Annotated in this window: 21 protein-coding genes; 17 read left to right on the forward strand and 4 right to left on the reverse strand. The window is 66.2% G+C overall.

From position 1 onward, the window contains the following. Positions 1–13 precede the first annotated feature (13 nt). Genes EN786_RS26445 through EN786_RS26455 form a run of 3 tightly spaced genes read left to right on the forward strand, consistent with a single transcriptional unit; the run spans position 14 to position 4,577 of the window. Positions 14–1,093 carry an AAA family ATPase gene (locus EN786_RS26445; RefSeq protein ID WP_127310135.1) on the forward strand — a complete coding sequence of 360 codons (1,080 nt, stop codon included), beginning with the start codon at positions 14–16 and terminating at the stop codon, positions 1,091–1,093. 3 nt (positions 1,094–1,096) lie between these two features. Further along, positions 1,097–3,355, forward strand: a complete 2,259-nt coding sequence (locus EN786_RS26450; protein WP_127310134.1) for a DUF5682 family protein — start codon at positions 1,097–1,099, stop codon at positions 3,353–3,355. Continuing rightward, complete coding sequence (locus tag EN786_RS26455; RefSeq protein WP_127310133.1) at positions 3,348–4,577, forward strand: VWA domain-containing protein; 1,230 nt, start codon at positions 3,348–3,350, stop codon at positions 4,575–4,577. The genes EN786_RS26450 and EN786_RS26455 overlap by 8 nt, the downstream gene beginning before the upstream one ends. Positions 4,578–4,602: 25 nt before the next feature. Here EN786_RS26455 and EN786_RS26460 read toward each other — a convergent pair whose 3' ends face one another. Beyond that, positions 4,603–5,328, reverse strand: a complete 726-nt coding sequence (locus tag EN786_RS26460) for an MgtC/SapB family protein (protein ID WP_127310132.1) — start codon at positions 5,326–5,328, stop codon at positions 4,603–4,605. A 203-nt stretch (positions 5,329–5,531) separates the two neighbouring features. Between EN786_RS26460 and EN786_RS26465 the strand changes: the two genes are divergently transcribed. From EN786_RS26465 to EN786_RS26515, 11 genes are all read left to right on the forward strand, one after another. After that, the gene (locus EN786_RS26465) at positions 5,532–6,506 is read left to right on the forward strand and encodes a sugar-binding transcriptional regulator (RefSeq protein ID WP_127284683.1); all 975 of its coding nucleotides are present in this window, start codon (positions 5,532–5,534) and stop codon (positions 6,504–6,506) included. Positions 6,507–6,551: 45 nt separating this feature from the next. Beyond that, positions 6,552–7,997, forward strand: a complete 1,446-nt coding sequence (locus EN786_RS26470; protein ID WP_127284684.1) for an extracellular solute-binding protein — start codon at positions 6,552–6,554, stop codon at positions 7,995–7,997. A gap of 153 nt (positions 7,998–8,150) precedes the next feature. Next, positions 8,151–9,071, forward strand: a complete 921-nt coding sequence (locus tag EN786_RS26475; protein WP_126056079.1) for a sugar ABC transporter permease — start codon at positions 8,151–8,153, stop codon at positions 9,069–9,071. 9 nt (positions 9,072–9,080) lie between these two features. Beyond that, positions 9,081–9,938: a carbohydrate ABC transporter permease gene (locus EN786_RS26480; protein ID WP_127284685.1), complete on the forward strand. Its 858-nt coding sequence runs from the start codon at positions 9,081–9,083 to the stop codon at positions 9,936–9,938. 5 nt (positions 9,939–9,943) lie between these two features. Beyond that, positions 9,944–11,062, forward strand: coding sequence for an ABC transporter ATP-binding protein (locus EN786_RS26485; protein WP_135909023.1), 1,119 nt, complete (start codon positions 9,944–9,946; stop codon positions 11,060–11,062). Next, positions 11,059–12,183: an ABC transporter ATP-binding protein gene (locus EN786_RS26490; protein ID WP_135909025.1), complete on the forward strand. Its 1,125-nt coding sequence runs from the start codon at positions 11,059–11,061 to the stop codon at positions 12,181–12,183. Before EN786_RS26485 ends, EN786_RS26490 begins: the two co-directional genes overlap by 4 nt. Then, positions 12,183–13,736 carry an FGGY-family carbohydrate kinase gene (locus EN786_RS26495; protein ID WP_127312100.1) on the forward strand — a complete coding sequence of 518 codons (1,554 nt, stop codon included), beginning with the start codon at positions 12,183–12,185 and terminating at the stop codon, positions 13,734–13,736. Before EN786_RS26490 ends, EN786_RS26495 begins: the two co-directional genes overlap by 1 nt. A 10-nt stretch (positions 13,737–13,746) precedes the next feature. Beyond that, a complete protein-coding gene (locus EN786_RS26500) occupies positions 13,747–14,787 on the forward strand; it encodes a 2-hydroxyacid dehydrogenase (protein ID WP_135909028.1) in 1,041 nt (346 codons plus the stop codon). A 34-nt stretch (positions 14,788–14,821) separates the two neighbouring features. Further along, the gene (locus EN786_RS26505) at positions 14,822–16,339 is read left to right on the forward strand and encodes a glycerol-3-phosphate dehydrogenase (protein ID WP_135909030.1); all 1,518 of its coding nucleotides are present in this window, start codon (positions 14,822–14,824) and stop codon (positions 16,337–16,339) included. Next, positions 16,339–17,412 (forward strand): class II aldolase/adducin family protein, encoded by a 1,074-nt coding sequence (locus tag EN786_RS26510; protein ID WP_135909032.1) that lies wholly within the window; start codon positions 16,339–16,341, stop codon positions 17,410–17,412. The genes EN786_RS26505 and EN786_RS26510 overlap by 1 nt, the downstream gene beginning before the upstream one ends. Positions 17,413–17,492: 80 nt before the next feature. Further along, positions 17,493–18,434, forward strand: a complete 942-nt coding sequence (locus EN786_RS26515) for a TIM barrel protein (protein ID WP_135909034.1) — start codon at positions 17,493–17,495, stop codon at positions 18,432–18,434. A gap of 54 nt (positions 18,435–18,488) precedes the next feature. On the opposite strand, the gene fba is transcribed toward EN786_RS26515, so the two are convergent. Then, positions 18,489–19,553 (reverse strand): class II fructose-bisphosphate aldolase, encoded by a 1,065-nt coding sequence (gene fba / locus EN786_RS26520; RefSeq protein ID WP_127310708.1) that lies wholly within the window; start codon positions 19,551–19,553, stop codon positions 18,489–18,491. Positions 19,554–19,820: 267 nt separating this feature from the next. Here fba and EN786_RS26525 point away from each other — a divergent pair, with 267 nt between their 5' ends. The 3 genes from EN786_RS26525 to EN786_RS26535 are packed head-to-tail and all read left to right on the forward strand — an operon-like array spanning position 19,821 to position 21,832. Further along, complete coding sequence (locus EN786_RS26525) at positions 19,821–20,591, forward strand: DeoR/GlpR family DNA-binding transcription regulator (protein WP_127310709.1); 771 nt, start codon at positions 19,821–19,823, stop codon at positions 20,589–20,591. Continuing rightward, positions 20,578–21,363: a triose-phosphate isomerase gene (locus EN786_RS26530; RefSeq protein ID WP_127310710.1), complete on the forward strand. Its 786-nt coding sequence runs from the start codon at positions 20,578–20,580 to the stop codon at positions 21,361–21,363. Before EN786_RS26525 ends, EN786_RS26530 begins: the two co-directional genes overlap by 14 nt. 28 nt (positions 21,364–21,391) lie before the next feature. After that, on the forward strand, positions 21,392–21,832 hold the full coding sequence (locus EN786_RS26535; RefSeq protein WP_127310711.1) for an RpiB/LacA/LacB family sugar-phosphate isomerase: 441 nt from the start codon (positions 21,392–21,394) through the stop codon (positions 21,830–21,832). Here the strand turns inward: EN786_RS26535 and dhaL are convergent. Together dhaL and EN786_RS26545 are read right to left on the reverse strand one after the other, a co-directional pair. Further along, entirely contained in the window at positions 21,829–22,467 is a 639-nt protein-coding gene (dhaL, locus tag EN786_RS26540) for a dihydroxyacetone kinase subunit DhaL (protein ID WP_127310712.1), read from the reverse strand. The genes EN786_RS26535 and dhaL overlap by 4 nt on opposite strands. 10 nt (positions 22,468–22,477) lie before the next feature. Further along, positions 22,478–23,491, reverse strand: coding sequence for a dihydroxyacetone kinase subunit DhaK (locus EN786_RS26545; RefSeq protein ID WP_189340570.1), 1,014 nt, complete (start codon positions 23,489–23,491; stop codon positions 22,478–22,480). Positions 23,492–23,539 lie beyond the last annotated feature (48 nt).

The raw sequence follows: 23,539 nt of genomic DNA on the forward strand, positions 1-23,539 counted from the left end.
CGGAGATGATCGCATGAACGCAGCCATCCGCCTTCCGGCCGAGCAGGTCTATACCGCCGAACTGCAGGCGCTCGCGCTGGGCGACGACCGCCAGAAGCCAGCCGGCTGGAGCCTGTCGCCCAAGGCCGTGCTGACCTACCTGATGGGCGGCAAGGCAAGCGACGGCACGCCGATCGCGCCAAAATATGTCGGCCGCCGCCAATTGATGGAAACCGCTATCGCGACGCTTGCCACCGACAGGGCGCTGCTGCTGCTCGGGGTGCCGGGCACGGCGAAATCCTGGGTCTCGGAACATCTCGCCGGCGCCATCATGGGAAACTCGACGCTGATCGTGCAGTGCACCGCCGGCACCGACGAGAACCAGATCCGCTATGGCTGGAACTATGCCCAGCTGCTGGCCAAGGGCCCGAGCCAGGAGGCGCTGGTGCCGACGCCGCTCTACCGCGCCATGCAGGAGGGCAAGCTCTGCCGGCTGGAAGAGCTGACGCGCATGGGTTCCGACGTGCAGGACACGCTGATTACCGTGCTGTCGGAAAAGATGATGCCGGTGCCGGAATTGAACACTTCGATCTACGCCCAGCGCGGCTTCAACATCATCGCCACCGCCAACAATCGCGACAAGGGCGTCAACGAGCTCTCATCGGCGCTGAAGCGTCGCTTCAACGTCGTGGTGCTGCCTCTGCCCGAGGACATGGCGGAAGAGGTCTCGATCGTCTCCCGGCGCGTCGGCGAGATGGCCGGCGGGCTGGACCTGCCGGTGCCGAAAAATGTCGGCGAGGAGATCGCCCGGGTGCTCACCATCTTCCGCGAGTTGCGCTCCGGCGCGACCGCCGACGGCAAGGTGACGCTGAAGACGCCGTCGGGCTCGCTCTCCACCGCCGAGGCGATCGCCACGATGGTCAGCGGCCTCAGCCAGGCGGCTTGGTTCGACGGCGGCAAGCTCCACGCCGAAGGCCTGGCGCCAAGCCTGGTCGGCGCCATCGTCAAGGATCCTGTGCAGGACAAGGTGGTGCTGGAGGAATATCTGGAGACGGTGCTGAAGAAGCGGCCGGACTATGCCGGCTACTACGCGGCGCTCAACGCGGCCATCTGAGCCATGACTGAGGACGGCATCAGCTATTTCGGCATACGCCACCACGGTCCGGGCTCTGCCGAGAGCCTGGTCAAGGCGTTGCAGGAATTGCAGCCGGTCGCGGTGCTGATCGAGGGGCCGGTCGATGCGTCGCCGCTGCTGCCGCTGCTCGCCAGTCCCGAATTGAAGCCGCCGGTGGCACTGCTCTGCTATCCCGAGGACGATCCGGCCGCGACCAGCTTCTGGCCCTTCGCCGAATTCTCGCCCGAATATCAGGCGGCGCTGTGGGCGGTCGCCAACAAGGCGGCGCTGCGCTTCATCGACCTGCCGTCCGCGGCGCGGTTGGCCGAGATGGCGCCAGAAAGTCCGGCCGACACCGATGCCGCCGAAGCGGAACCCGTCGAAGAGCAAGGCGAGGAAGCGACGCGCATCCAGGATCCGATCGGCACGCTGGCGCGCGCCGCCGGCTACGAGGATGGCGAAAGCTGGTGGTCCGACATCATCGAGCAGAATCCCGCGCCGGGGCCGATCTTCGCGGCTATCGCCGACGCGATGACGACGCTGCGCGACGGCGAGGGGGCGATCGGCAAGTTCGAGGCGATGCGCGAGGCGCACATGCGGCTGGAAATCGCCGCCGCGCGAAAAGAGTTCGATGGGCCGCTGGCGGTCGTCTGTGGCGCCTGGCATGTGCCGGCCCTGCGGGCTGCCCATACGCAAAAGAGCGACCAGGCGCTGCTCAAGGGAATGGCCCGCCGCAAGACCATGATGACCTTCGCGCCATGGACGGGGCCGCGCCTGGCGCTCGGCTATGGCTACGGCGCCGGTGTCGTCGCGCCCGGCTGGTGCAAGCATCTGTGGCAGACGCGCGGGCAGGGCGACTCTTCCATCCTGTGGCTGGCGCGGATTGCATCGGTTCTCAGGGCGAAAGGCCACATGATTTCGACGGCATCGCTGATCGAGGCCGAGCGGCTGGCGCGGACGCTCGCCGCCATCCGCGAACGGCCGAAGCCGGGTTTCGAGGAACTGCGCGACGCTTCGATTTCGGCCCTGTTCAACGGCGAGGCCCTGCTGTGGAAGATGGTCGAGGCCGAACTGCTGCTCGGCGCCGATGTCGGCGAGATTCCGCCTGACACGCCGCTGGCGCCGCTGATCGACGACCTGCAGCGCAACCAGAAAGCGGCGCGGCTCAAGCCCGAGGCCTTGGAGCGGGAACTCTCCATCGACCTGCGCAGCGAGAGCGGGCTGTTTCGGTCGACGCTGCTGCACCGGCTGAACGTGCTTGGCGTGAGCTGGGGCAAGCTGACCGACACCGGGCGCAGCCGCGGCACCTTCCGCGAGCGATGGGTGCTGGCCTGGCAGCCGGAATATGCCGTTCGCCTGGTCGAGAACCTGGTCCATGGCCCGACTATCGAAAAGGCCGCCAACGGCCGCCTGGTCCAGATGATCGGTGCCGCCGCGACGCTCGACACCCTTGCCACGCTGGTCCAGAGCGCCATCACGGCGGCTCTCAGTGAAGCCTCCGCCGCCGGCCTCGTCGCGCTGGAGCAAAAGGCGGCGCACAGCAGCGAGTGCCTGGAACTGCTGGCCTCGGTGCCGCCGCTGGCCGACATCATCCGCTATGGCGAAGCGCGCAAGACCGAGACCGAACGTCTTGCTGGCCTCTTGGAACGGCTGATCGTCGAGGGCTCGATCGCGCTGCCCTACGCCGCGCGCGATCTTGATGCGCAGGCGGCCGCGGCGCTGATGGGCGCGCTGCGCAAGGCCGACGAGGCGATCAGGCTGGTGGAGCCGGGCGCGGATGTCGTGGATGCCTGGCGCAACGGCCTCGCGGCCGTGCTCGAGTCGTCGCGATCGACGGCGCTCGTCGCCGGTTGCGCGGCGCATCTGCTCTACGAGGCCGGGCGGCTTTCCGCCGAGGACGCGGCCGACCTTTTGGCAAAGCGCCTCTCGCCGGGGACGCCGGTCATCGAAGCGGCCGCCTTCTTCGAGGGTTTCTTCAGCGGCGCCGGTCAAAGACTGATCTATGACGAGGGTCTGCGCGGCGCCGTCGATGCATGGCTTGCCTCACTCGACGAAGAGGCCTTCGTCGCCCATCTGCCCTTGCTGCGCCGGGTCTTCTCCAACCTCGACAGCATGGAGCGCCGGCGTTTGATCGAGGCCGTGCTCGGCCGCAGGGCCAGCCTGCCCACCGGGCTGACGCCGGCGCCCGATGGCGGCGAAGCCTGGCGCCGGCATTTTGGTCTCCTCGGCAGGCTGCTCGCGGGGGAGCCCAGCCATGGATGATGACGCGATCGTGCCGGACCCAAGCGAAGATCAGCGCGAGCGCCGCTGGCGGCTGGCGATCGGCGCCGACGATGAAACGTCGTCGGCACTGTCGGCGGAAGACCGGCGGCTTTCGGCGGCGCTCGATGCGCTTTATGGCGACGGCAGCGGCGAGACGGCCGGCGATCCGCGCAAGCGGCGCGGCGGGCTCGGCCGCTCGGCGCCGCGCGTCGCGCAATGGATGGGGGATATCCGCTCGTTCTTCCCCGAGCAGGTCGTCCAGGTCGTGCAGAAGGACGCCTTCGAGCGGCTGAACCTGAAACAAATGCTGATGGAGCCGGAGTTCCTCAAGGCGATCGAGGCGGACGTCAATCTCGTCGCCGACCTGGTCTCGCTGCGTTCGGCGATGCCGGACAAGACCAAGGACATCGCCCGTTCGATCATCTCCGACATCGTCGCCAAGCTGATGCAGCGCCTCGAGCAGAAGACCGCCGAGGCGATCCGCGGCGCGCTCGACCGGTCGCGGCGCACCAACCGGCCGCGGCAGCGCGACATCGACTGGCCGCGCACCATTACGGCGAACCTCCGCCACTACCAGCCGGACCACAAGACCGTCGTGCCGGAAAGACTGGTCGGCTTCATGCGGCGCCAGCGCCGGCTGGTCGACCTCGACGAGGTGACGCTCTGCGTCGACCAGTCGGGCTCGATGGCAAGCTCGGTCATTTACGCCTCGATCTTCGCCGCGGTGATGGCCTCGTTGCCGGTGGTGCGCACCAAGCTCGTCTGCTTCGACACCGCGATCGTCGACCTGACGGAGGAACTCAGCGATCCGGTCGAAGTGCTGTTCGGCGTCCAGCTCGGCGGCGGCACCGACATCAACCAGGCTGTCGCCTATTGCGCCGAGCGGATCGAGCGGCCGACCAAGGCGCATTTCATCTTGATCACCGACCTTTACGAGGGCGGCAACGGCCAGGAGCTTCTGCAGCGGTTGGCTGCGCTGGTCCGGTCGGGCGTCAATGTCGTCGTGCTTCTCGCCCTCACCGATCAGGGCCGTCCCGGCTATGATCCCGCAATGGCGGGGTCGGTCGCATCGCTGGGCATCCCGGTTTTCGCCTGCACCCCGGACCATTTCCCGGACATGATGGCGGCGGCGCTGCGTCGGGAAGACATCGGCGCCTGGGCGGCAGGGGCGGACATCAAGCTGATCCGGGCCGACACCGAAGCAGCCAAGACAGCCGAGTAAGCCTGCCGCCGCCGTTCAACGATGATCAGCCTGCTTTCTCGCTGATCAGCTCGAAGCGCTCGACTTCGCAGTGCTGGCCGACCACGGCCAGGATTTCCATCGACGGTTCGACCGCATCGGGCTGCTTCCATCCGAGATTGAAGGTGTGGACGAAGCGGTCACGGCCGGCGTCATGTTCCATGCCGACAAAGCGCGCGTCATAGCCGAGTGGACGAACCATTTCCCGCAGATCCGGCGGCGAGCCTTTCGGCCACGAGACCGCCAGGATCGCATGGTGGTCGCGCGGGATCCTGAGATCGACCCATTTCAGCGCCTGCAGCGTCACCAGCGTCAGCACCGTCGCGATCGCGCCAAGGCCGAACTGGCCGCCGCCGAAGGCCAGCCCGATCATGGTCATGATCCACATCGTGGCGGCGGTGGTGACGCCGGTCACGAGATCGCCGCGCCGCAGGATGGCGCCGCCGCCGATGAAGCCGACACCGGTGAGCACGCCCAGCGGAAAACGCAGAACGTCCATGCGCACGAAAGAGTCCGTGCCCTTGCCGGCGACATCGAGCAGCATGTTGGCCTGGATCATGGCGATGGCGGCGGCAAGGCCGACCAGGATCGTCGTGCGAAGCCCGGCGGTATGGCCGCGTGCCTCCCTGTTCAGACCGATCAGGAACCCCGCCAGCAGCGTGAGCAGAAGCCTCGCCAGCAGGTCTGGCCAGCCCGGATGAAGCGGCATGTCGCAGCAAAGCGGCTCGAACATCGTTCCACGAGGCGCGGGCGCGCCGCGCTCCTTGTTCCCAACGACTTCAACCTCGCTGGCGGGCTGAAGGTTCCTTGGCGGGCCAGGAGCACTGGCGCCGTCTGTCGCACCCCGCGCACGATTTTGAGACTGGCGCCGCTTGACTCCGGCGAAGCCTTGTGAAAAATTTTGCAGCAACTGATAAAAATATCAAAAGGGCGGAAATGGTTGGGTTCGGCAATGGCCTCCTGCGCGATGACGAGACCAGCATGGCCGCTCGAGCCGCCTGGCTTCACTATGCCGGCGGCCTGACCCAGGCCGAGGTCGCCAAGCGGCTCGGCCTCACCAGCCTCAAGGCGCATCGCCTCATCACCAAGGCCAACCAGGAAGGGCTGGTTAAGGTCTATATCGACGGCGAGATCTCTGAATGCGTGGCGCTGGAGGACGAGCTGTCCGGCCGCTACGGGCTCGACTATTGCGAAGTGGTGCCGGACTTCGATCCGGAAGACCTGCCGCTCAAGGCGCTTGGCATTGCCGGCGCCCAGTTTCTCAAGCGCGAGATCGAGCGCGGCGAGGACAAGCTGATCGGCGTCGGCCACGGCCGCACGCTCGCCGCTTGCGTGGAGTACCTGCCGCGCATTTCGGCCGACGGCATCCGCTTCGTCTCGCTGCTCGGCGGCCTGACGCGCAAGTTCTCGGCCAACCCGCACGACGTGATCCATCGCCTCGCCGAGCGCACCGGCGCCGAAGCCTATGTCATGCCGGTGCCGATGTTCGCCAACACGGTCGAGGATCGTGCCGTGCTGCTCGGCCAGAAGGGCATTAGCGAGGTCTTCGATCTGGCGAAATCCGCCGACCTGCTGCTGGCCGGCATCGGTACCGCCGAGCAGGAGGCCTCGCTGGTCGCCACCGGCATGATCGACAAGGCCGAGATGGAGGAGACCCGCCGCAACGGCGCCGTCGGCGAACTGCTCGGCCATTTCTTCGACGAGGCCGGCAAGCCGGTGGCGACCACGGTTTCCAGCCGCGCCCTGGCGCTTGCCCGCGAGGACATCGCCAACCGCAGGATCGTCGCCGTCGCCGGCGGCAAGGTGAAGGTTCGCGCCATCAAGTCAGTGCTGGAGGGCCGTTATCTCAAGGGCCTGATAACCGACGAGCGGACGGCGCGATCGCTCGTGGAACAGACGCCGGTCGGGTAGCCGGCACCGCTTTGGTTGAAACTACCCTGTGGAGGAGAAGAGGACATGCATGAGAAAGAAAAAGACCTGATCGACGCGTTCCTGCGTGGACAAGTCGACCGCCGTGGACTGATCAGGGGGCTGGGCGCCATGGGCCTCGCCGCAAGCACCGCCGGTGTCCTGCTCAATATGGGCCAGACCCGCGCGCTCGCCGCCGATTTCGACTGGCAGGCGCACAAGGGCAAGACCATCAAGCTCTTGCTCAACAAGCACCCCTATGCCGACGCGATGATCGCCGACCTCGACAACTTCAAGCAGCTGACCGGCATGAACGTCGTCTATGACGTGTTCCCGGAGGACGTCTATTTCGACAAGGTCACCGCCGCGCTCTCGGCGAGCTCCTCCGAATACGACGCCTTCATGACCGGCGCCTACATGACCTGGACCTATGGCCCGGCCGGCTGGATCACCGACCTCAACGAATGGATCAAGGACCCGGCCAAGACCAATCCGAAATATGCCTGGGACGACTTCCTGCCTGGCGTCAAGAACTCCTGTGCCTGGAACGGCAAGCCGGGCGGCGCGCTGGGTTCGGAAGACGCCAAGCAGTGGTGCATTCCGTGGGGCTTCGAGCAGAACAACATCACCTACAACAAGGCGATGTTCGACAAGGCCGGCGTCAAGGTTCCCGGCAGCATGGACGAGATGGTGGCGGCCGCCGCCAAGCTCACCAAGGATGTCGGTGGCGGCGTCTACGGCATCGGCGTGCGCGGCTCGCGCTCCTGGGCGACGATCCATCCGGGCTTCCTGTCGGCCTACGCCAATTTCGACCAGAAGGACCTCAACGTATCGGCCGACGGAAAGCTGTCAGCCGCCATGAACACCGCCGAATCCAAGGCCTTCCACAAGCAATGGGTGCAGATGATCCAGGAGAGCGGTCCGAAGGACTGGTCGACCTACACCTGGTACCAGGTCGGCACCGATCTCGGCGCCGGCGCCTCGGCGATGATCTTCGACGCCGACATCCTCGGCTACTTCATGAATGGCGGCACCAACAAGATGGCCGGCCAGCTCGCCTTCGCCGGCTTCAAGGCCAATCCGGCCGCCAAGGCGCCGACGCCCAACATCTGGATCTGGTCGCTGTCGATGTCCAACTTCTCCAAGGACAAGGACGCCACCTGGTACTTCATGCAGTGGGCTTCCGGGCTCGATCACTGCCTGTTCGGCGCCACCAAGATGGACTTCGTCAATCCGGTCCGGCAGTCGGTCTGGAAGGACGAGGTGTTCCGTGAGAAGCTGAACAAGAGCTACCCGGGCTATGTCGAGATGTTCGACGCCTCGGCACCCGGCGCCAGCATCAAGTTCACGGCGCAACCGCTGTTCTTCGACCTCACCACCGAATGGGCCGCGACGCTGCAGAAGATGGTGGCCAAGGAAGTGCCGATCGACGAGGGCCTCGACAAGCTGGCCGAGAGCATCAACGGCCAGCTCAAGGAGGCCGGCCTCGGCTGATATCGGGCAGCGGCTGGCGCGCGAGCGCGGGCCAGCCGCGACCCTCAACGACACTCGCGAGGCGAAGCAGTATGCTTCGCCAACGCCCGACCGGCCGCCTTGCTCCCTTGGGCGGCCGGCAGGGCGGAGCAACCGGGATAACGGAAGAGCGCGATGACCGCGGCGACGACAGTCCACAGACCCTCCGGCTTCAGGATCAGCAAGCGGGTTCTGCCCTATCTCCTCAGCCTGCCGGCGCTCCTGGTCTGCATCGGCATCCTGATCCCGTTCCTGACCTCGGTGGTCTATTCCTTCCAGCGCTACCGGCTGAGCCAGCCATGGGCCAGGCAGTTCAACTGGGGCGACAACTACATTTCCTTCTTCACCGACCCGAAGTTCTGGAACACGCTCGAGGTGTCGCTGCTCTATGCCGGCATCACCGTCGTGCTCGAACTGCTGCTCGGCCTCGGCATCGCCATGCTGTTGCAGAAGCGCTCGACGCTGAACAACTTCATCTCGATCATGCTCTTGATGCCGCTGATGACGGCGCCGGCGCTGGCCGCCCTGATGTGGAAGCTGATGACCAATCCCGGCTTCGGCGTGCTGAGCTATCTTGCCAGCCTGATCGGCCTGCAGGACTTCCGCTGGGCGTCCTCGCCGTCGACCGCGCTGCTCACCGTCGTTCTGGTCGATATCTGGGTCTACACGCCCTTCATCATGATCCTGCTGCTCGCCGGCCTGCGCAGCCTGCCGACGCAACCCTTCGAGGCGGCCGCGCTCGACGGCGTGCCGAGGAGCTTCGTCTTCTTCCGCATCACGCTGCCGATGCTGACGCCCTATATCCTGACGGCGACGCTGTTCCGCCTGCTCGATTCCATCCAGCAGTTCGACATCATCTACGCGATGACTCAAGGCGGCCCCGGCGACACGCTGACCGTGTTCCAGGTCGAGGCCTACCTCAACTTCTTCCAGTCGACCAATGTCGGGCGCTCGGCGGCGCTGATGATCATCCTGTGGGCGATCACCTATTTCCTCTCCAACATCTTCATCAAGAACTGGCTCCGACTGCGCGAACGCGCCCGCGGCCAGGCATAGGCGGCAGGGATGGAACACACCTCGCTTCTCGAACGCATCCTACGCGGCGCAGCGCTCACGCTGGTGGTGATCTTCTTCATGTTCCCGATCGCCTGGATCTTCATGATGTCGTTCCAGACCAACGAGACCATCCTGCGCATCCCGCCGCAGCTGATCTTCGAGCCGACGCTCGCCAACTACACGGCGCTGATCACCGGCAAGCTGGTGACGGCGGCCGGCACGCTCGACATCGCCTTCATGCGCAATCTCTGGAACTCGGTGTTCCTGTCGGTGACCTCGGTTGCCGTCTCGCTGCTGCTCGGCGTGCCCGCCGCCTACGCCTTCGCCCGCCACAAATTCCGCGGCTCGGAGGACATCGCCTTCACGCTCTTGTCGTTCCGCTTCGCGCCGGCGCTGCTGGTGCTGCTGCCGCTCACGCTCTATTTCCAGAAGCTTGGCCTCGCCAACACCTATATCGGCCTGATCTGGGTCTACCAGCTGATCTGCCTGCCGCTCATCCTGTGGATCGTGCGCGGCTATTTCGAGGACATCCCGGCCGACATCGAATACGCCTACCGCATCGGCGGCCATTCCTGGTTCGCCACCTTCCGCAAGATCGCGCTGCCGCTTGCCGGGCCGGGCATCGCCGCCGCCGGCCTGCTCGCCTTCATCTTCGCCTGGAACAATTTCGTCTTCGCGCTGGTGCTCGCCTCCGCCGACAAGCAGCCGGTGACGGTCGGCGCGCTCGCCTTCATCACCTCGTCCGGCATTCAGTATGGCCAGATCTCGGCCGCGATCGTGCTGTCGATCACGCCGACGCTGGCGCTGGCGCTGTACGCGCAGCGCTATCTCGTCGAAGGCCTGTCGCTCGGCGCCGTGAAAGGGTAGTTCCGATGGCCAGCCTCGAACTCAAAAATGTCGTCAAGCGCTACAAGAGCCAGACGGTCCTCGACAATCTGTCGCTGAGCGTCGCCGACGGCGAAACGCTGGTGCTGTTCGGCCCGTCGGGTGCCGGCAAGACGGTGCTGCTGCGCATGATTGCCGGCGTCATCGATCCCGACGAGGGCAAGATCCTGATCGGCGGCGAGGACATGACCGATGTCGACGCCGAGTTCCGCGGCGTCGGCATGGCGTTCCAGAACTTCGCGCTGTTCCCGCATATGAGCGCCTTCGACAACATCGCGACGCCGCTCGAGGCCAGGCACTCCTCGCAAGGCGCGATCAAGTCCGGCGTCGAAAGCGTCGCCAAGCTGCTCAAGATAGACCATGTGCTGAGCCACAAGCCGCGCGCGCTGTCCAACGGCCAGAAGCAGCGCACAGCCCTTGCCCGCGCCCTGGTCGGTTCGCCGCCAATTCTTCTGCTCGACGATCCCTTGCGCAACGTCGACGCCAAACTGCGCTTCGAGATGCGGCTCGAACTGCCGCGGCTCCTGCATGATCGCGGCGCGACCGTCGTCTACGTCACCCAGGACTACAAGGAGGCGATGGCGCTCGGCAACCGCATCGCGGTGATGTCGCAAGGCGTCATCCGCCAGCTCGGCACGCCCGAGCAGATCTATCGCGAGCCAGCCAATGTCGAGATCGCCAGCCTGTTCGGCGACCCGACCATCAACCTGCTCGACGTCAAGCCGGCGCGCGACGCCAAGGGCATCTATGTCGGCCTGTCGAACGTCCAGGTCCATCTCGCCGGCGCCTATGAGGCGGCGGTCGGGCGCGACTGCGTCATCGGCCTGCGGCCCGAGGCGCTGAGCTTCGTCGGCGAGGGCACGCCCGGCGCCGTTCCGGTGACCGTTGAGGCCGAGACGCCGCTCAACGAAAAGATCGTCACCTTGGTGCGCACCGTGCGCGGCCGTGAAATCCTGGTTTCGCGCCCGGCTGGAACGCCGGGCCAGACTGAGGGCAAGGCGCATATCGCCGTCGACGGCAAAAGCGCGCTGCTGTTCGATCATGCCAGCGGCGAGCGCATCGGCGCCAACAGGATCGTCAACTTGCGCAGCGGAGAAGCGGCATGAGCGCCAGCGCTCTCACCATTTCCGGCGTCGACAAATTCTACGGCCCGATCGACCGCGGCGTGCATGCGGTGAAGCAGCTGACGATCGAGATCGCCAGGGGCGAGATCGTGGCGCTGCTCGGCTCGTCGGGCTGCGGCAAGACCTCGACGCTGCGCATGATCGCCGGCTTCGAGGAGGTTTCGCGTGGCGAGATCGCCGTCGCCGGCCGCAAGGTGCACACGCTGGCGCCGGTCAAGCGCAACGTGGCGATGGCCTTCGAGGGCTATTCGCTCTATCCGCCGCTCACCGTGCGCGAGAACATGGCCTTCGCCCTGAAGGCGGCAAGGCTTTCGAAGAGCGACGTCGACGCCAAGGTCGCCAGCATCGCCAAGCTGCTCGAGATCGAGGACATCCTCGAGCGCTATCCGAGCTCGATTTCCGGCGGCCAGCAGCAGCGCGCCAGCCTCGGCCGCGCCTTGATCCGCGAGGCGGACCTGCATCTGCTCGACGAGCCGATGGGGCAGCTCGAGCCGCAGTTGCGCGCCGTGCTGCGTGGCCGCATCAAGCACTTCATCAAGGAGCGGGGCCTGACCGCGATCCTGGTCACCCACGATCAGACCGAGGCCAACGCGCTCGCCGACCGCATCGCGGTGATGGAAGGCGGCGTGCTGCAGCAGTTCGACACGCCCGACATGATCAAGCGGCGGCCGGCGAACCTGTTCACCGGCACCTTCGTCGGCGAGCCGCCGATGAATGTCTTCGAAGCCTTTGTCGGCACGACTGCCGGCAAGATCAGCCTGAAGCTCCCCGACGGACTCTCGCTCGACTACGACAAGGATGCTTTCAGCGGCCCGGTGCGCGACCAGCTGCTCGCCCGCGAGCGTGTCGTCATCGGCGTCAGGCCCTACGCGGTGCGCCGCTCGAAGGACGGCGTGCCAGCCACCGTCTCGGCCAATCAATGGCTCGGCGACCAGACCCACATCGCCGCCGATTTTGCCGGCGGATCGCTGGTGCTGGTCGAGCACGACCGCACCCGCCTCGAGCTCGGGGCGCCGATCAACGTCAGCATCGATCCGAAGAACCTGCACGTCTTCGACCAGGCCGACGGCAAGGCGATTTCGCACGGGATGGAGCTTGCCTGATGCGGGATGTGCTGATCGGCATCGACGCCGGCACGTCTGTCATCAAGTCCGTCGCCTTCGACAGGGCGGGCCGGCAGATCGCGGCCACCGCGCTGGCGAATCGCTACGAGACACTGCCTGGAGGTGGCGCCGAGCAGGACCTGGCGCGCACCTGGGCCGATACGGCGACCACCTTGCGCCAGTTGGCCGACAAGGTGCCGGACCTCGCCAACCGGGTGATCGCCATTGCAGTGACCGGGCAGGGCGACGGCACCTGGCTGATCGACAAGGCCGGCGAGCCGGTCGCCAAGGGCTGGCTGTGGCTCGACGCGCGTGCCGCCAACATCGTCGAGGAGATCCGCGCCCGGCCGGAGGACCGGCTGCGCTTCGAAAGGACCGGCAGCGGCCTTGCCGCCTGCCAGCAGGGATCGCAGTTCGTCTTCATGAAGCGCAACATGCCGGCAATGCTCGAGAGGGCCGCGACGGCGTTCCACTGCAAGGACTGGCTCTATTTCAAGCTGACCGGCGAGCGCGCCACCGATCCCTCGGAAGGGACCTTCACCTTCGGCGATTTCCGCACCCGCGACTACAGCGACGAGGTGCTCGAGGTGCTCGGCGTCGCCGATCTCAGGCATTTGCTGCCGCCGATCGTCGACGGCACCAGGCACAGCGCCGGCCTGTCGAAGGCAGCGGCCGACGCGGCCGGGCTCACCGCCGGCACGCCGGTCGTGCTGACCTATGTCGATGTGGTCTGCACGGCGCTCGGCGCCGGCCTGTTCGACCGAAAAAACAAGCCCGGCTGCACCATCATCGGCTCCACCGGCATGCATATGCGGCTTGCCGAGACACCGGACGAGGTGCAGCTCAACGAGGCGAAGACCGGCTACACCATGACCATGCCGGCGCCGGGCGTCTTCGCGCAACTGCAGTCGAACATGGCGGCGACCCTCAACATCGACTGGGTGCTCGGCCTCGCTTCCGGCATCCTCGCCTCCCAAGGCATTTCGCGCTCGAACGGTGAGATGATCGCGCTGGTCGATGGCTGGATTTCGTCGTCCAAGCCGGCCTCGCTGATCTACCAGCCCTATGTGTCCGAGGCCGGCGAGCGCGGCCCGTTCGTCGACGCCAATGCCAGGGCCGGCTTCGTCGGCCTCTCCTCCCGCCACGGCTATGCCGACATGGTGCGCGCCGTCTTCGAGGGGCTCGCCTTCGCTTCGCGCGATTGCTACGCCGCCATGGGGCCGCTGCCGAGGGAAATCCGCCTTACCGGCGGCGCGGCGCGCAGCCCGGCGCTGCGCAAGATCCTCGGCGCCGCTGTCGGCGCCTCCACCCGAACCAGCGAACGCGAGGAGGCGGGCGCCGCGGGTGCCGCCATGATCGCGGCGGTCTGCGTCGGCCTCTACCGGTCAATGGACGATTGCGTCGCCGAATGGGTCACCCCCCTGCTTGGCGAGGCCGAGCCGAGCGACCCGGAACTCGCCGCCATCTACGAGAAGATGGCGCCATCCTACACATTGGCGCACGAGGCGCTGCGCCCGGTCTGGCGGTCGATGGCCGCGACCAAGGCAGATTGAGAAGTCGAGCATGCACAGGAAAATTGCGATCATCGGCGACCGTTTCATGCTTCCGGAGGTCTTTCGGACTGAGATCGAGAAGGCCTGCGGCAACAGCCTCGACATCCGCACGCTGGAAACAGCGTGGCCCGACGAGCCGATGGAGTTCGGCAACACCGCGCTCGGCCTGGACAAGGTCAAGGAGTATTTCGGCCATCCGGACGAGGTGGTCGATTTTGTCGGCGATGCCGAGATCCTGGTGACCCAGCTCGCTCCGCTCTCGGATGGAATGATGCGGCGCCTTCCGGCGCTGAAACTGGTCGCTGTGTCGCGCGGCGGACCGATCAACATCGACATGGCCGCCGCCAAGGCTCACGACATCCGCGTCGTCAACGTTCCAGGCCGCAATGCGAGCGCGGTGGCCGAATTCACCATCGGCGCCATCCTCGCCGAGACGCGGCTGATCCGCGTCGGCCACGAGGCCTTGCGCAAGGGCGAATGGCGCGGCGATCTCTATCGCGCCGACCGCACCGGCCGCGAGCTCAGCGAGATGACCGTCGGTGTCGTCGGCTACGGCAATATCGGCACCAAAGTGGTGCGCCTGCTGCGCGCCTTCGGCTGCCGCGTCCTGGTCTGCGATCCCTACGTGCAGCTGAGCGCGGACGACCGCAATGCCGGCGTCGAGCTGGTCGCGCTCGACGAACTCCTGTCGCGCTCCGACGTGGTCACCCTGCATTCCCGGGTCACAGCGGAAACCCGCGGCCTGATCAACAAGGACACCATCGCCGGCATGAAGCCCGGCGTGATCTTCATCAACACCGCGCGCGGGCCGCTGGTCGACTATGACGCGCTTTACGAGGCGCTGGTCTCCAGCCATATCGCCAGCGCCATGCTGGAAACCTTCGCGATCGAGCCGGTGCCTTCGGACTGGCCGCTGCTGCAGCTGCCGAATGTGACGCTGACCCCGCACATCGCCGGCGCGTCGGTGCGCACCGTCACCTACGCGGCAGAGCAGGCGGCCGAGGAAGTGCGCCGCTACATCGCCGGCCTGCCGCCGGTCAATCCGTGCTGACCGCCATGAAGCGTTGTGCAGAGGGTTCGGCGAGATGAGCGGCGACGGCGACATTGTCGACCTTTTCGTCGTCGGCGGCGGCGTCAACGGCGCCGGCATAGCGCGCGACGCCGCCGGCCGTGGCCTGTCCGTCATCCTGTGCGAGAAGGACGATCTCGCGGAAGGCACCAGCTCGCGCTCGGGCAAGCTGGTCCATGGCGGCCTGCGTTATCTCGAGTATTACGAGTTCCGCCTGGTGCGCGAGGCGTTGATCGAGCGCGAGGTGCTCCTGGAATCCGCGCCCCACATCATCTGGCCGATGCGCTTCGTGCTGCCGCACAGCCCCGACGATCGCCCGGCCTGGCTGGTCCGCATCGGCCTCTTCCTCTACGACCATCTCGGCGGCCGCAAGCGGCTGCCGCCCACCCGCACGCTGAACTTGCGCACGGCGCCGGAGGGCGCGCCGATCAAGGACGCTTTCAGACGCGGCTTCGAATATTCCGACTGCTGGGTCGACGATGCCCGCCTCGTCGTCATCAACGCGTTGGACGCGGCGGAGCGCGGGGCGAAAGTCTTCACCCGCACCACTTGCACCGCCGCCCGCCGCGACAAAGGCCTGTGGTCGGTCGAGATGCGCGACGGCAGGACCGGCGTGAGGACCGCGGTGCGGGCGCGCGCCCTGATCAACGCCGCCGGTCCCTGGGTCAACGACGTCGTCAACCGCGTCGCCGGGCAGAACTCCAAACGCAACGTCCGCCTGGTCAAGGGCAGCCACATCGTCGTGCCGAAATTCTGGGAAGGGCGGCAGGCCTATCTCGTCCAGAACAATGACAAGCGCGTCATCTTCATCAACCCCTATCAGAACGACCTGGCGCTGATCGGCACCACCGACATTCCCTATGAAGGGCGGCCGGAAGACGTGGCGGCGGAGGAGAGCGAGATCGACTACCTGATCAAGGTGGTCAATCGCTACTTCAAGCGCGGGCTGACGCGCGGCGACGTCGTCTATTCCTTCTCCGGCGTCAGGCCGCTCTACGACGACAATGCCGACAACCCGAGCGCGGTGACGCGCGACTACATCTTCGAGCTCGATGCGCCGACCGGGCAGGCGCCGCTGCTCTCCGTCTTCGGCGGCAAGATCACCACCTTCCGCAAGCTCGCCGAGCACGCGCTCGATCGCATCCAGCCGTTCTTTCCGAAGATGGGCAAGGCGTGGACGTCCGGTGCGCATCTGCCGGGCGGCGACATCGCAAATGCCGATTTCGAGCAGTTCCTCGGCGATCTCGGCCGCGACTACCCCTGGATGCCGGCGTCGCTGCTCAAGCACTATGGCCGGCTCTACGGCACGCGCACGCGTTCACTCGTCGGCAATGCCGGATCGCTCGACCAGCTCGGGCGGCGCTTCGGCAAGGATTTCTTCGAGCGCGAGGCGAGCTACCTGTTCGAGCATGAATGGGTGTCGACCGCTGCCGACATACTCGACCGTCGCACCAAGCACGGCCTGCATCTCTCGGCCGTCGAGAGAGGGGCCTTCGAGGACTGGTGCGCCAACCGATTGGCAAAGGCCGGCTGATGGCAGCTCGCATTGATCACGATGCCGCCGAATCGCAGGCGTTGCGTGTCCTGTCGGCCAGTGTTGGCGCCGATCCTCTGCTGGTCCAGGGCGCCGGTGGCAACACCTCGCTCAAGCAAGCCGGTGTGCTGTGGATCAAGGCGTCCGGCACCTGGCTGATGAATGCGGCGACAGCCGACATCATGGTGCCGGTGGCGCTGTCGCCGTTGCTTGATGCCGTCGCGCGCAAGGACCCGGCGGCCGAGAAGGCCGCCGCATTCACGCTTGCCGAGCTCAACCCGCACCAGTTGCGGCCGTCCATCGAGACGACGGTGCATGCATTGCTGCCGCAAAAGGTCGTGGTCCATGTCCACTGCGTCGAGACCATCGCCATCGCCGTCCAGGCCAACGCCGAGGCGCTGCTGGAGGAACGGCTGCGCGGCCTCGACTGGGCCTTCGTGCCCTATCGCCGCCCGGGCCTGCCGCTGGCGCAGGGCATTGCCGAACGGCTGAAGCCACGCACCGACGTCCTCGTCCTCGGCAATCATGGGCTGGTCGTGGCCGCCGACACCGTCGCCGAAGCAAACCTGCTGCTGCGGCGCGTTACCGGCCTGCTTGCCCGCACGCCGCGCAAGGCGCCGGCGCCGGACCTCGACGCGCTGCTCAGGCTGGCCATGGGCAGCGATTACCGCCTTCCGGTCACGGTCGAGGCCCATGCCGCCGCCACCGATCTCGCCAGTTGCCGGATTGCCGCGTCGGGCAGCCTTTACCCGGACCACGTCATCTTCCTCGGCATAGGCTCGGTGATCGCCGGTCCGAACGAGAATGCCGCTGCCGTGGTGGCGCGGACAACGGCCGGCGGGCAGCCGGCACCCGCCTCCATCCTTTTCCCGGGCAAGGGCATATTGATGCGCCGGGATGCCAATGCCGGCGCCGAGGCGATGGCGCGCTGCCTTGCCGATGTCGCCATCCGCGTCGATCCGACGGCGCGCGTCAACTATCTCAGCATCGAGGAGAATGCCGAGCTCCTGAACTGGGACGCCGAGAAATACCGCCAGGAGCTCAACCGGCGCGCCGGCAGCGTGCTGCAATGATTGCGCTTCATGCCGGCAGTTCGGGTGCGTGCGCCATCGATCGCCACGCCGTCGGGCAGGCCTGAACAGGAGACTGGAATTTGGCCTTCACGCTCTCCCTCAACACCAATCCGCTGGTCAACCGCTTTGCCGATCCGGACGACCTGATCGACGCCATCGCCTATGACATCGGCATAAGGGACGTCCAGCTCACACATGAATTCGTCAATCCCGGCTGGCCGGCGGCGACGATCACCAAGTTCGTCCGGCTGTTCCAGGCAGCACTTGCCCGCACCGGCGTGCGCATCACGTCCGGCATGACCGGCCCCTATGGTCGGCTCAACCATTTCGGCCATCCCGATGCCGACGTGCGCCGCTACTATATCGACTGGTTCAAGACCTTCGCCGCCATCTCGGCCGAGCTCGGCGCCAGCGGCATCGGCACGCAATTCGCGATCTTCACCCACAGGGACTACGACGATCCCGAACGCCGCGCCCGGCTGCTCGACATCGCGATGGAATGCTGGCGCGAGGTCGCCGATCATGCCAAGGCGGCTGGCCTCACCTACCTGTTCTGGGAGCCGATGTCGGTCGGCCGTGAATTCGGCCATACCATCGACAGCTGCCGCGCGCTGCACCGGGAGATCGAGGCAGCGGGCTTGGCCATCCCGCTGCAGATGATGGTCGACATCGACCATGGCGACGTCACCTCCAGCAACCCCGCCGACATCGACCCTTACGCCTGGGCCGAGGCCTTCCCGAAAGAGTCGCCGATCATCCACATCAAGCAGTCGTCGATGAACAAGGGTGGCCACTGGCCATTCACCGCCGCCTACAACAGGGATGGCCGCATTACTCCGGAGAAATTCCTGGAGACGGTGCGGCGCGGCGGCGGCACCGACAACGAGATCTGCCTGGAACTGTCATTCCGCGAGCGCGAGCCGGTCGATCACCAGGTCGTCGCCATGATCCGTGAATCGGTCGACTACTGGACGCCGTTCATCGACGCCGGCAGGGCGGACCTGAGGCCGCGACCAAAATGAAAAAGGGCGGGAGCCGCTATGGCTCCCGCCCTTGAACTCTCGATCAGATGTAACTCAGCCGAACTTCGGATCGAGGCTGCCCGCCTTGTAGCGCTTGGCCATGTCCGACAGCGGGATCGGCTTGATCTTCGGCGCATTGCCGGCGGTGCCGAACTGCTCGAAGCGCTCCTTGCAGAGCTTCTTCATCGCCGCCATGGCCGGCGTCAGGTATTTGCGCGGGTCGAACTCGCTCGGGTTCTCGGTCAGCACCTTGCGGATGGCGCCGGTCAGCGCCATGCGGTTGTCGGTGTCGATGTTGATCTTGCGCACGCCGTGCTTGATGCCGCGCTGGATCTCCTCGACCGGAACGCCCCAGGTTGGCTTCATCTGGCCGCCGTACTTGTTGATGATCTCCTGCAGATCCTCCGGCACCGACGACGAGCCGTGCATGACCAGGTGCATGTTCGGCAGGCGGCGGTGGATCTCCTCGATCACGTTCATCGCCAGCACCGCGCCGTCCGGCTTGCGCGAGAATTTGTAGGCGCCGTGGCTGGTGCCCATGGCAACCGCCAGCGCGTCGACATGCGTGTCCTTGACGAACTCCACCGCCTGTTCCGGATCGGTCAGAAGCTGGTCGTGGCTGATCGCGCCCTCGACGCCGTGGCCGTCTTCCTGCTCGCCGCCGCCGCTTTCCAGCGAGCCGAGCACGCCGATCTCGCCTTCGACCGAGACGCCGCCCCAATGCGCCATGTCGACGACGCGGCGCGTGATGCCTGAATTGTAGGCGTAGTCGGCCGGCGACTTGCCGTCTTCCTTGAGCGAGCCGTCCATCATCACCGAGGTGAAGCCGTACTGGATCGCGGTGACGCAGGTGGCTTCGTTGTTGCCATGGTCGAGATGCATGCAGACCGGGATGTCGGGGTGGATTTCGACCAGCGCATCGATCAGCTTGGCAAGCACCACGTCATTGGCATAGGCGCGCGCGCCGCGGCTGGCCTGCAGGATGACCGGCGACTTGGTCTCCTCGGCCGCCTCCATGATGGCGAGGCCCTGTTCCATGTTGTTCATGTTGAAGGCCGGCACGCCATAGCCGTGTTCGGCGGCATGGTCGAGCAATTGTCTCAGTGTGATGCGAGCCACCCAATAGTCTCCCGTAACTGGTTTCGAATTCGGTTGCTGGCTGTTCGACCGTCGTCCAGCCCGCCGATGCTTCTGGCCGGAATCCCGGCCGACCGCAACCGTCCGGCGCGTCGCAGGGAGCAATTCTTGTTACAGGTCGGCAATCTCCGGCAAAGGAAAATCCCACGCCATTGTCACATTATCACAGATATTGTGATATGAATGCGATGTCCGTTGTTATATATGGAAGAGCGACCAAAGCGCCCGGACGCTCGGAGGAACCGCGGAATGAAGACCGACAGCCGCCGGCAAGGCGTCATGGATTTCATGATGGAGGCGGGCACCGCCTCCGTCGAGGATATCGCCGCGCGCTTCGGCGTCTCGAAGATGACCGTTCATCGGGACCTCGACGAGCTGGAGGAGAGCGGCTTCCTGCGCAAGGTGCGAGGCGGCGCCTCGATCCAGCCGAGCGGCCTGTTCGAAAGCGATTTCCGCTACCGGCAAAAGCAGGCGGTCGGTGAGAAGCAGCGCCTTGCCGCCGTCGCCGTCGCCATGATCGAGCCGGGGCAGACGGTGATCATCGATGACGGCTCGACGGCGGGCGGCATTGCCGGGCACCTCGCCGATCTTCGCCCGCTGACCGTGATCTCCAACAATCTGGCCGTCATCCAGGATCTCGCCGGTGTTGGCGGCATCACGCTGATCGCGCTTGGCGGCCAGTACAGCAAGAAGTTCCACGGCTTCTTCGGCCTGCTCGCCGAGGAGACGCTGAAATCGCTGCGCGCGGATGTCGCCTTCCTCTCGTCCTCGGCCATCCACGGCAGCTCCGCCTTCCACCAGGACCAAGAGGTGGTGCAGACCAAGCGCCTGATGATGGCGGCGGCGGGGCGCAGATATCTGCTGGTCGATCACGGCAAGTTCGGCCGCACGGCGCTGCATTTTCTCACCGACCTCAAGGCGTTCGACGCGGTCTTCACCGGCAGTGAACTCGGCCAGCCCGTGCGTGACGAGCTGGAAGCCACAGGGGTTTCACTGACGGTTGTCGATGGCAAGGAATAGGGGAGCGGTACGCGTGGTCTGCTGGGTCGGTACAAGCTGGAAGATGAACAAGACGCTCGCCGAGGCGCTCGCTTTCGCCAGAGCGCTGGCCGGCTTCGCGCCGGGGTTCGACCAGCGCATCCAGCCCTTCGTCATTCCGCCCTTCACGGCGGTGCGCGAGGTCAAGCAGGCGCTGGCCCCGACGCGCATCAAGGTTGGCGCCCAGAACATGCACTGGGCCGATGCCGGCGCCTGGACCGGTGAGATCTCGCCGCTGATGCTTGGGGATTGCGGCCTCGACCTGGTCGAGCTCGGCCACAGCGAACGGCGCGAGCATTTCGGCGAGACCGACCACACGGTCGGCCTCAAGACGGCGGCGGCGGCCAAGCACGGCCTGATCCCGCTGATCTGCGTCGGCGAAACGCTGGCCGAGCGCGAGAGCGGCAAGGCCGATGCGGTGCTGACCGCGCAGGTCGAGGGCGCGCTGCAATTCCTCGAAGGCGAGGCGAGGGGCGCGAAGATCCTGTTCGCCTATGAGCCGGTCTGGGCGATCGGCGACAAGGGCATTCCGGCCAGCTCCGACTATGCCGACAGGCAGCAGGCGCTGATCAAGACGGTTGCCGGCGGCCTGCTGCCTGCCGTGCCGCCGGTGCTCTATGGCGGCAGCGTCAACCCCGGCAATGCCGCCGAGCTGATCGGCCAGCCAAACATCGACGGCCTCTTCATCGGCCGCTCCGCCTGGCAGGCGGAGGGCTACATCGACATCCTCCAGCGCGCCTCAGCCGCGATCTGACATCATCCGACCAGGAAAGGACACGACCATGAGAATAGCCATCGGAGCCGACAGCGCCGGCAAGCCGCTGCTCGACGTCATCGCCGCCCACCTCGCCACCAAATCCGGCCTGACCGTCAGCGACCTCAGCCAGGCCGGCTTCTATGCCGACCTGTCGCAGAAACTCGCCCAGACCATCGTCGACGGCGAGAACGATCGCGGCATCCTGTTCTGCGGCACCGGCATCGGCGTCTCGATCTCGGCCAACAAGGTGCCGGGCATCCGCGCCGCACTCACCCACGACACCTATTCGGCCGAGCGCGCGGCGAAATCCAACAACGCCCAGATCATCACCATGGGCGCCCGCGTCATCGGTCCGGAACTCGCCAAGGCGATCGTCGACACCTGGCTCGCCTCCGAATTCGACGAACAGGGCCCGTCGGCCGGCAATGTTCAGGCGATCAACCGTTTGGATGCAGCAAAGGCCTAATTGAGACTGCTTCGCATCGCGCCGATGACGGTGACGGCCGAGGCAGCACCCGGGTCGATATGGCCGAGCGAACGCTCGCCGAGCCGCGAGGATCGGCCCTTGGCCGCGATCATGTCCTTGGTCGCTTCGGCGCCGCGTTCGGCGGCGGTCAGCGCGGCCTGCAGGCTCTCGGCCAGGCTTTTGCCCGCGGCATGCGCGGCGGCGGCCGCCTCGGCCGCCGGCTGCCAGGCGTCGATCATCGTCTTTTCGCCGATTTCGGCCTTGCCGCGATCCTTGATGCCTTGCGCCATCGCCTGGACCATGGCGATCACATCGTCTGCCGCCAGCGTCGCTTTGCCTTTGACGGCGGCGGCGGCGCGCATCAAGGCGGTCGCGTAAAGAGGTCCCGACGAGGCGCCGACGGCGTTGAGAAAGGATTTCGCCGCAGTGTTGAGCAGCGCCGTCGGCTCGATCGCCACAAGGTCGAGCGCGGCGAGCGCATCGCGCGCGGCATTGAAGCCGAGCGCCATGGCGATGCCGTGGTCGGCGTCGCCGATGACGCCGTCGAGCTGGCAAAGCCTGTCCTTGTCGGCCTCGATCGCCGCGGCGATGGCGTCGAACATTCTCTTCAGCTCTGCCGTTCCGATGGCGGTCATGGACAGTCCCTCAGCCGGCGCGGAACATGGCGCAGTCGCAAGGATGGTCGAGCAGGGTCTGCAACTCGCCGTCGAGATGCTCCAGTGTCAGCGAGGCGCCAGCCATTTCGAGCGAGGTGCAGTAATTGCCGACCCAGGTCGCATGCACCGAGACGCCGATGTCGTCGAGCCGCTGCTTGACGCGCCGGTTCATGATGTAGAGCTCCATCAACGGCGTCGAGCCGAGCGAGTTGACCAGCACCGCGACCTTGTCGCCGCGCGACGGCGCCATCTCGGCAATGATCCTGTCCAGCATCTCGTCGGTGATCTCGTCGGCGGTCCTGAGCTTGCCGCGCGCGATGCCGGGCTCGCCATGGATGCCCATGCCGATCTCCATCTCGTCGGCGCCGATCTCGAAGTTCGGCCGCCGCGTCTGCGGCAGCGAGCAGGGCGACAGCGCCACGCCCATGGTGAAGGTGTGGTCGTTGGCCTTCCTGGCGATGCGCTCGACCTCGTCGAAGGAGAGCATGCGCTCGCAGGCTGCGCCCGCCGCCTTGAAGATGAAGAAATTGCCGGCGACGCCGCGCCGCTTCTGCCGCTGGTCGCGCGGCGCCGAGGCGACGTCGTCGGTGGTCAGCACCGTGCGCACCTCGATGTCGTCCATCGCCGCCATCTCGGCCGCCATGTCGAAATTCATCACGTCGCCGGCATAGTTGCCGTACATGAACAGGACGCCCGCGCCGCCGCTCACCGCCTTGGCGCATTCGAGGATCGGGTCCGGCGGCGGCGAGGCAAAGACATTGCCGATCGCCGCGGCATCCGCCAGCCCCTTGCCGACGAAGCCGAGAAAGGTCGGCTCGTGGCCCGAGCCGCCGCCGATGACCAGCCCGACCTTGCCTGGCCGTGGCCCGTCGCGGGCGATGATCGAGCGCGGGCTGCCGTCCACGCTCCTGAGGTGGCGAGGATGCGCGGCCAGTATTCCTTCCAGCATCTCTTCGAGGGAGCGGTTGCCGTCGTTGATGATCTTCTTGGTCTGCACCGGCATCCTCCCGATCTCGGTTTTTCCGCGATATTAGAGGCTGTTACCGGGATT

This window comes from Mesorhizobium sp. M4B.F.Ca.ET.143.01.1.1 (assembly GCF_004792275.1).
GTDB lineage: Bacteria > Pseudomonadota > Alphaproteobacteria > Rhizobiales > Rhizobiaceae > Mesorhizobium > Mesorhizobium abyssinicae.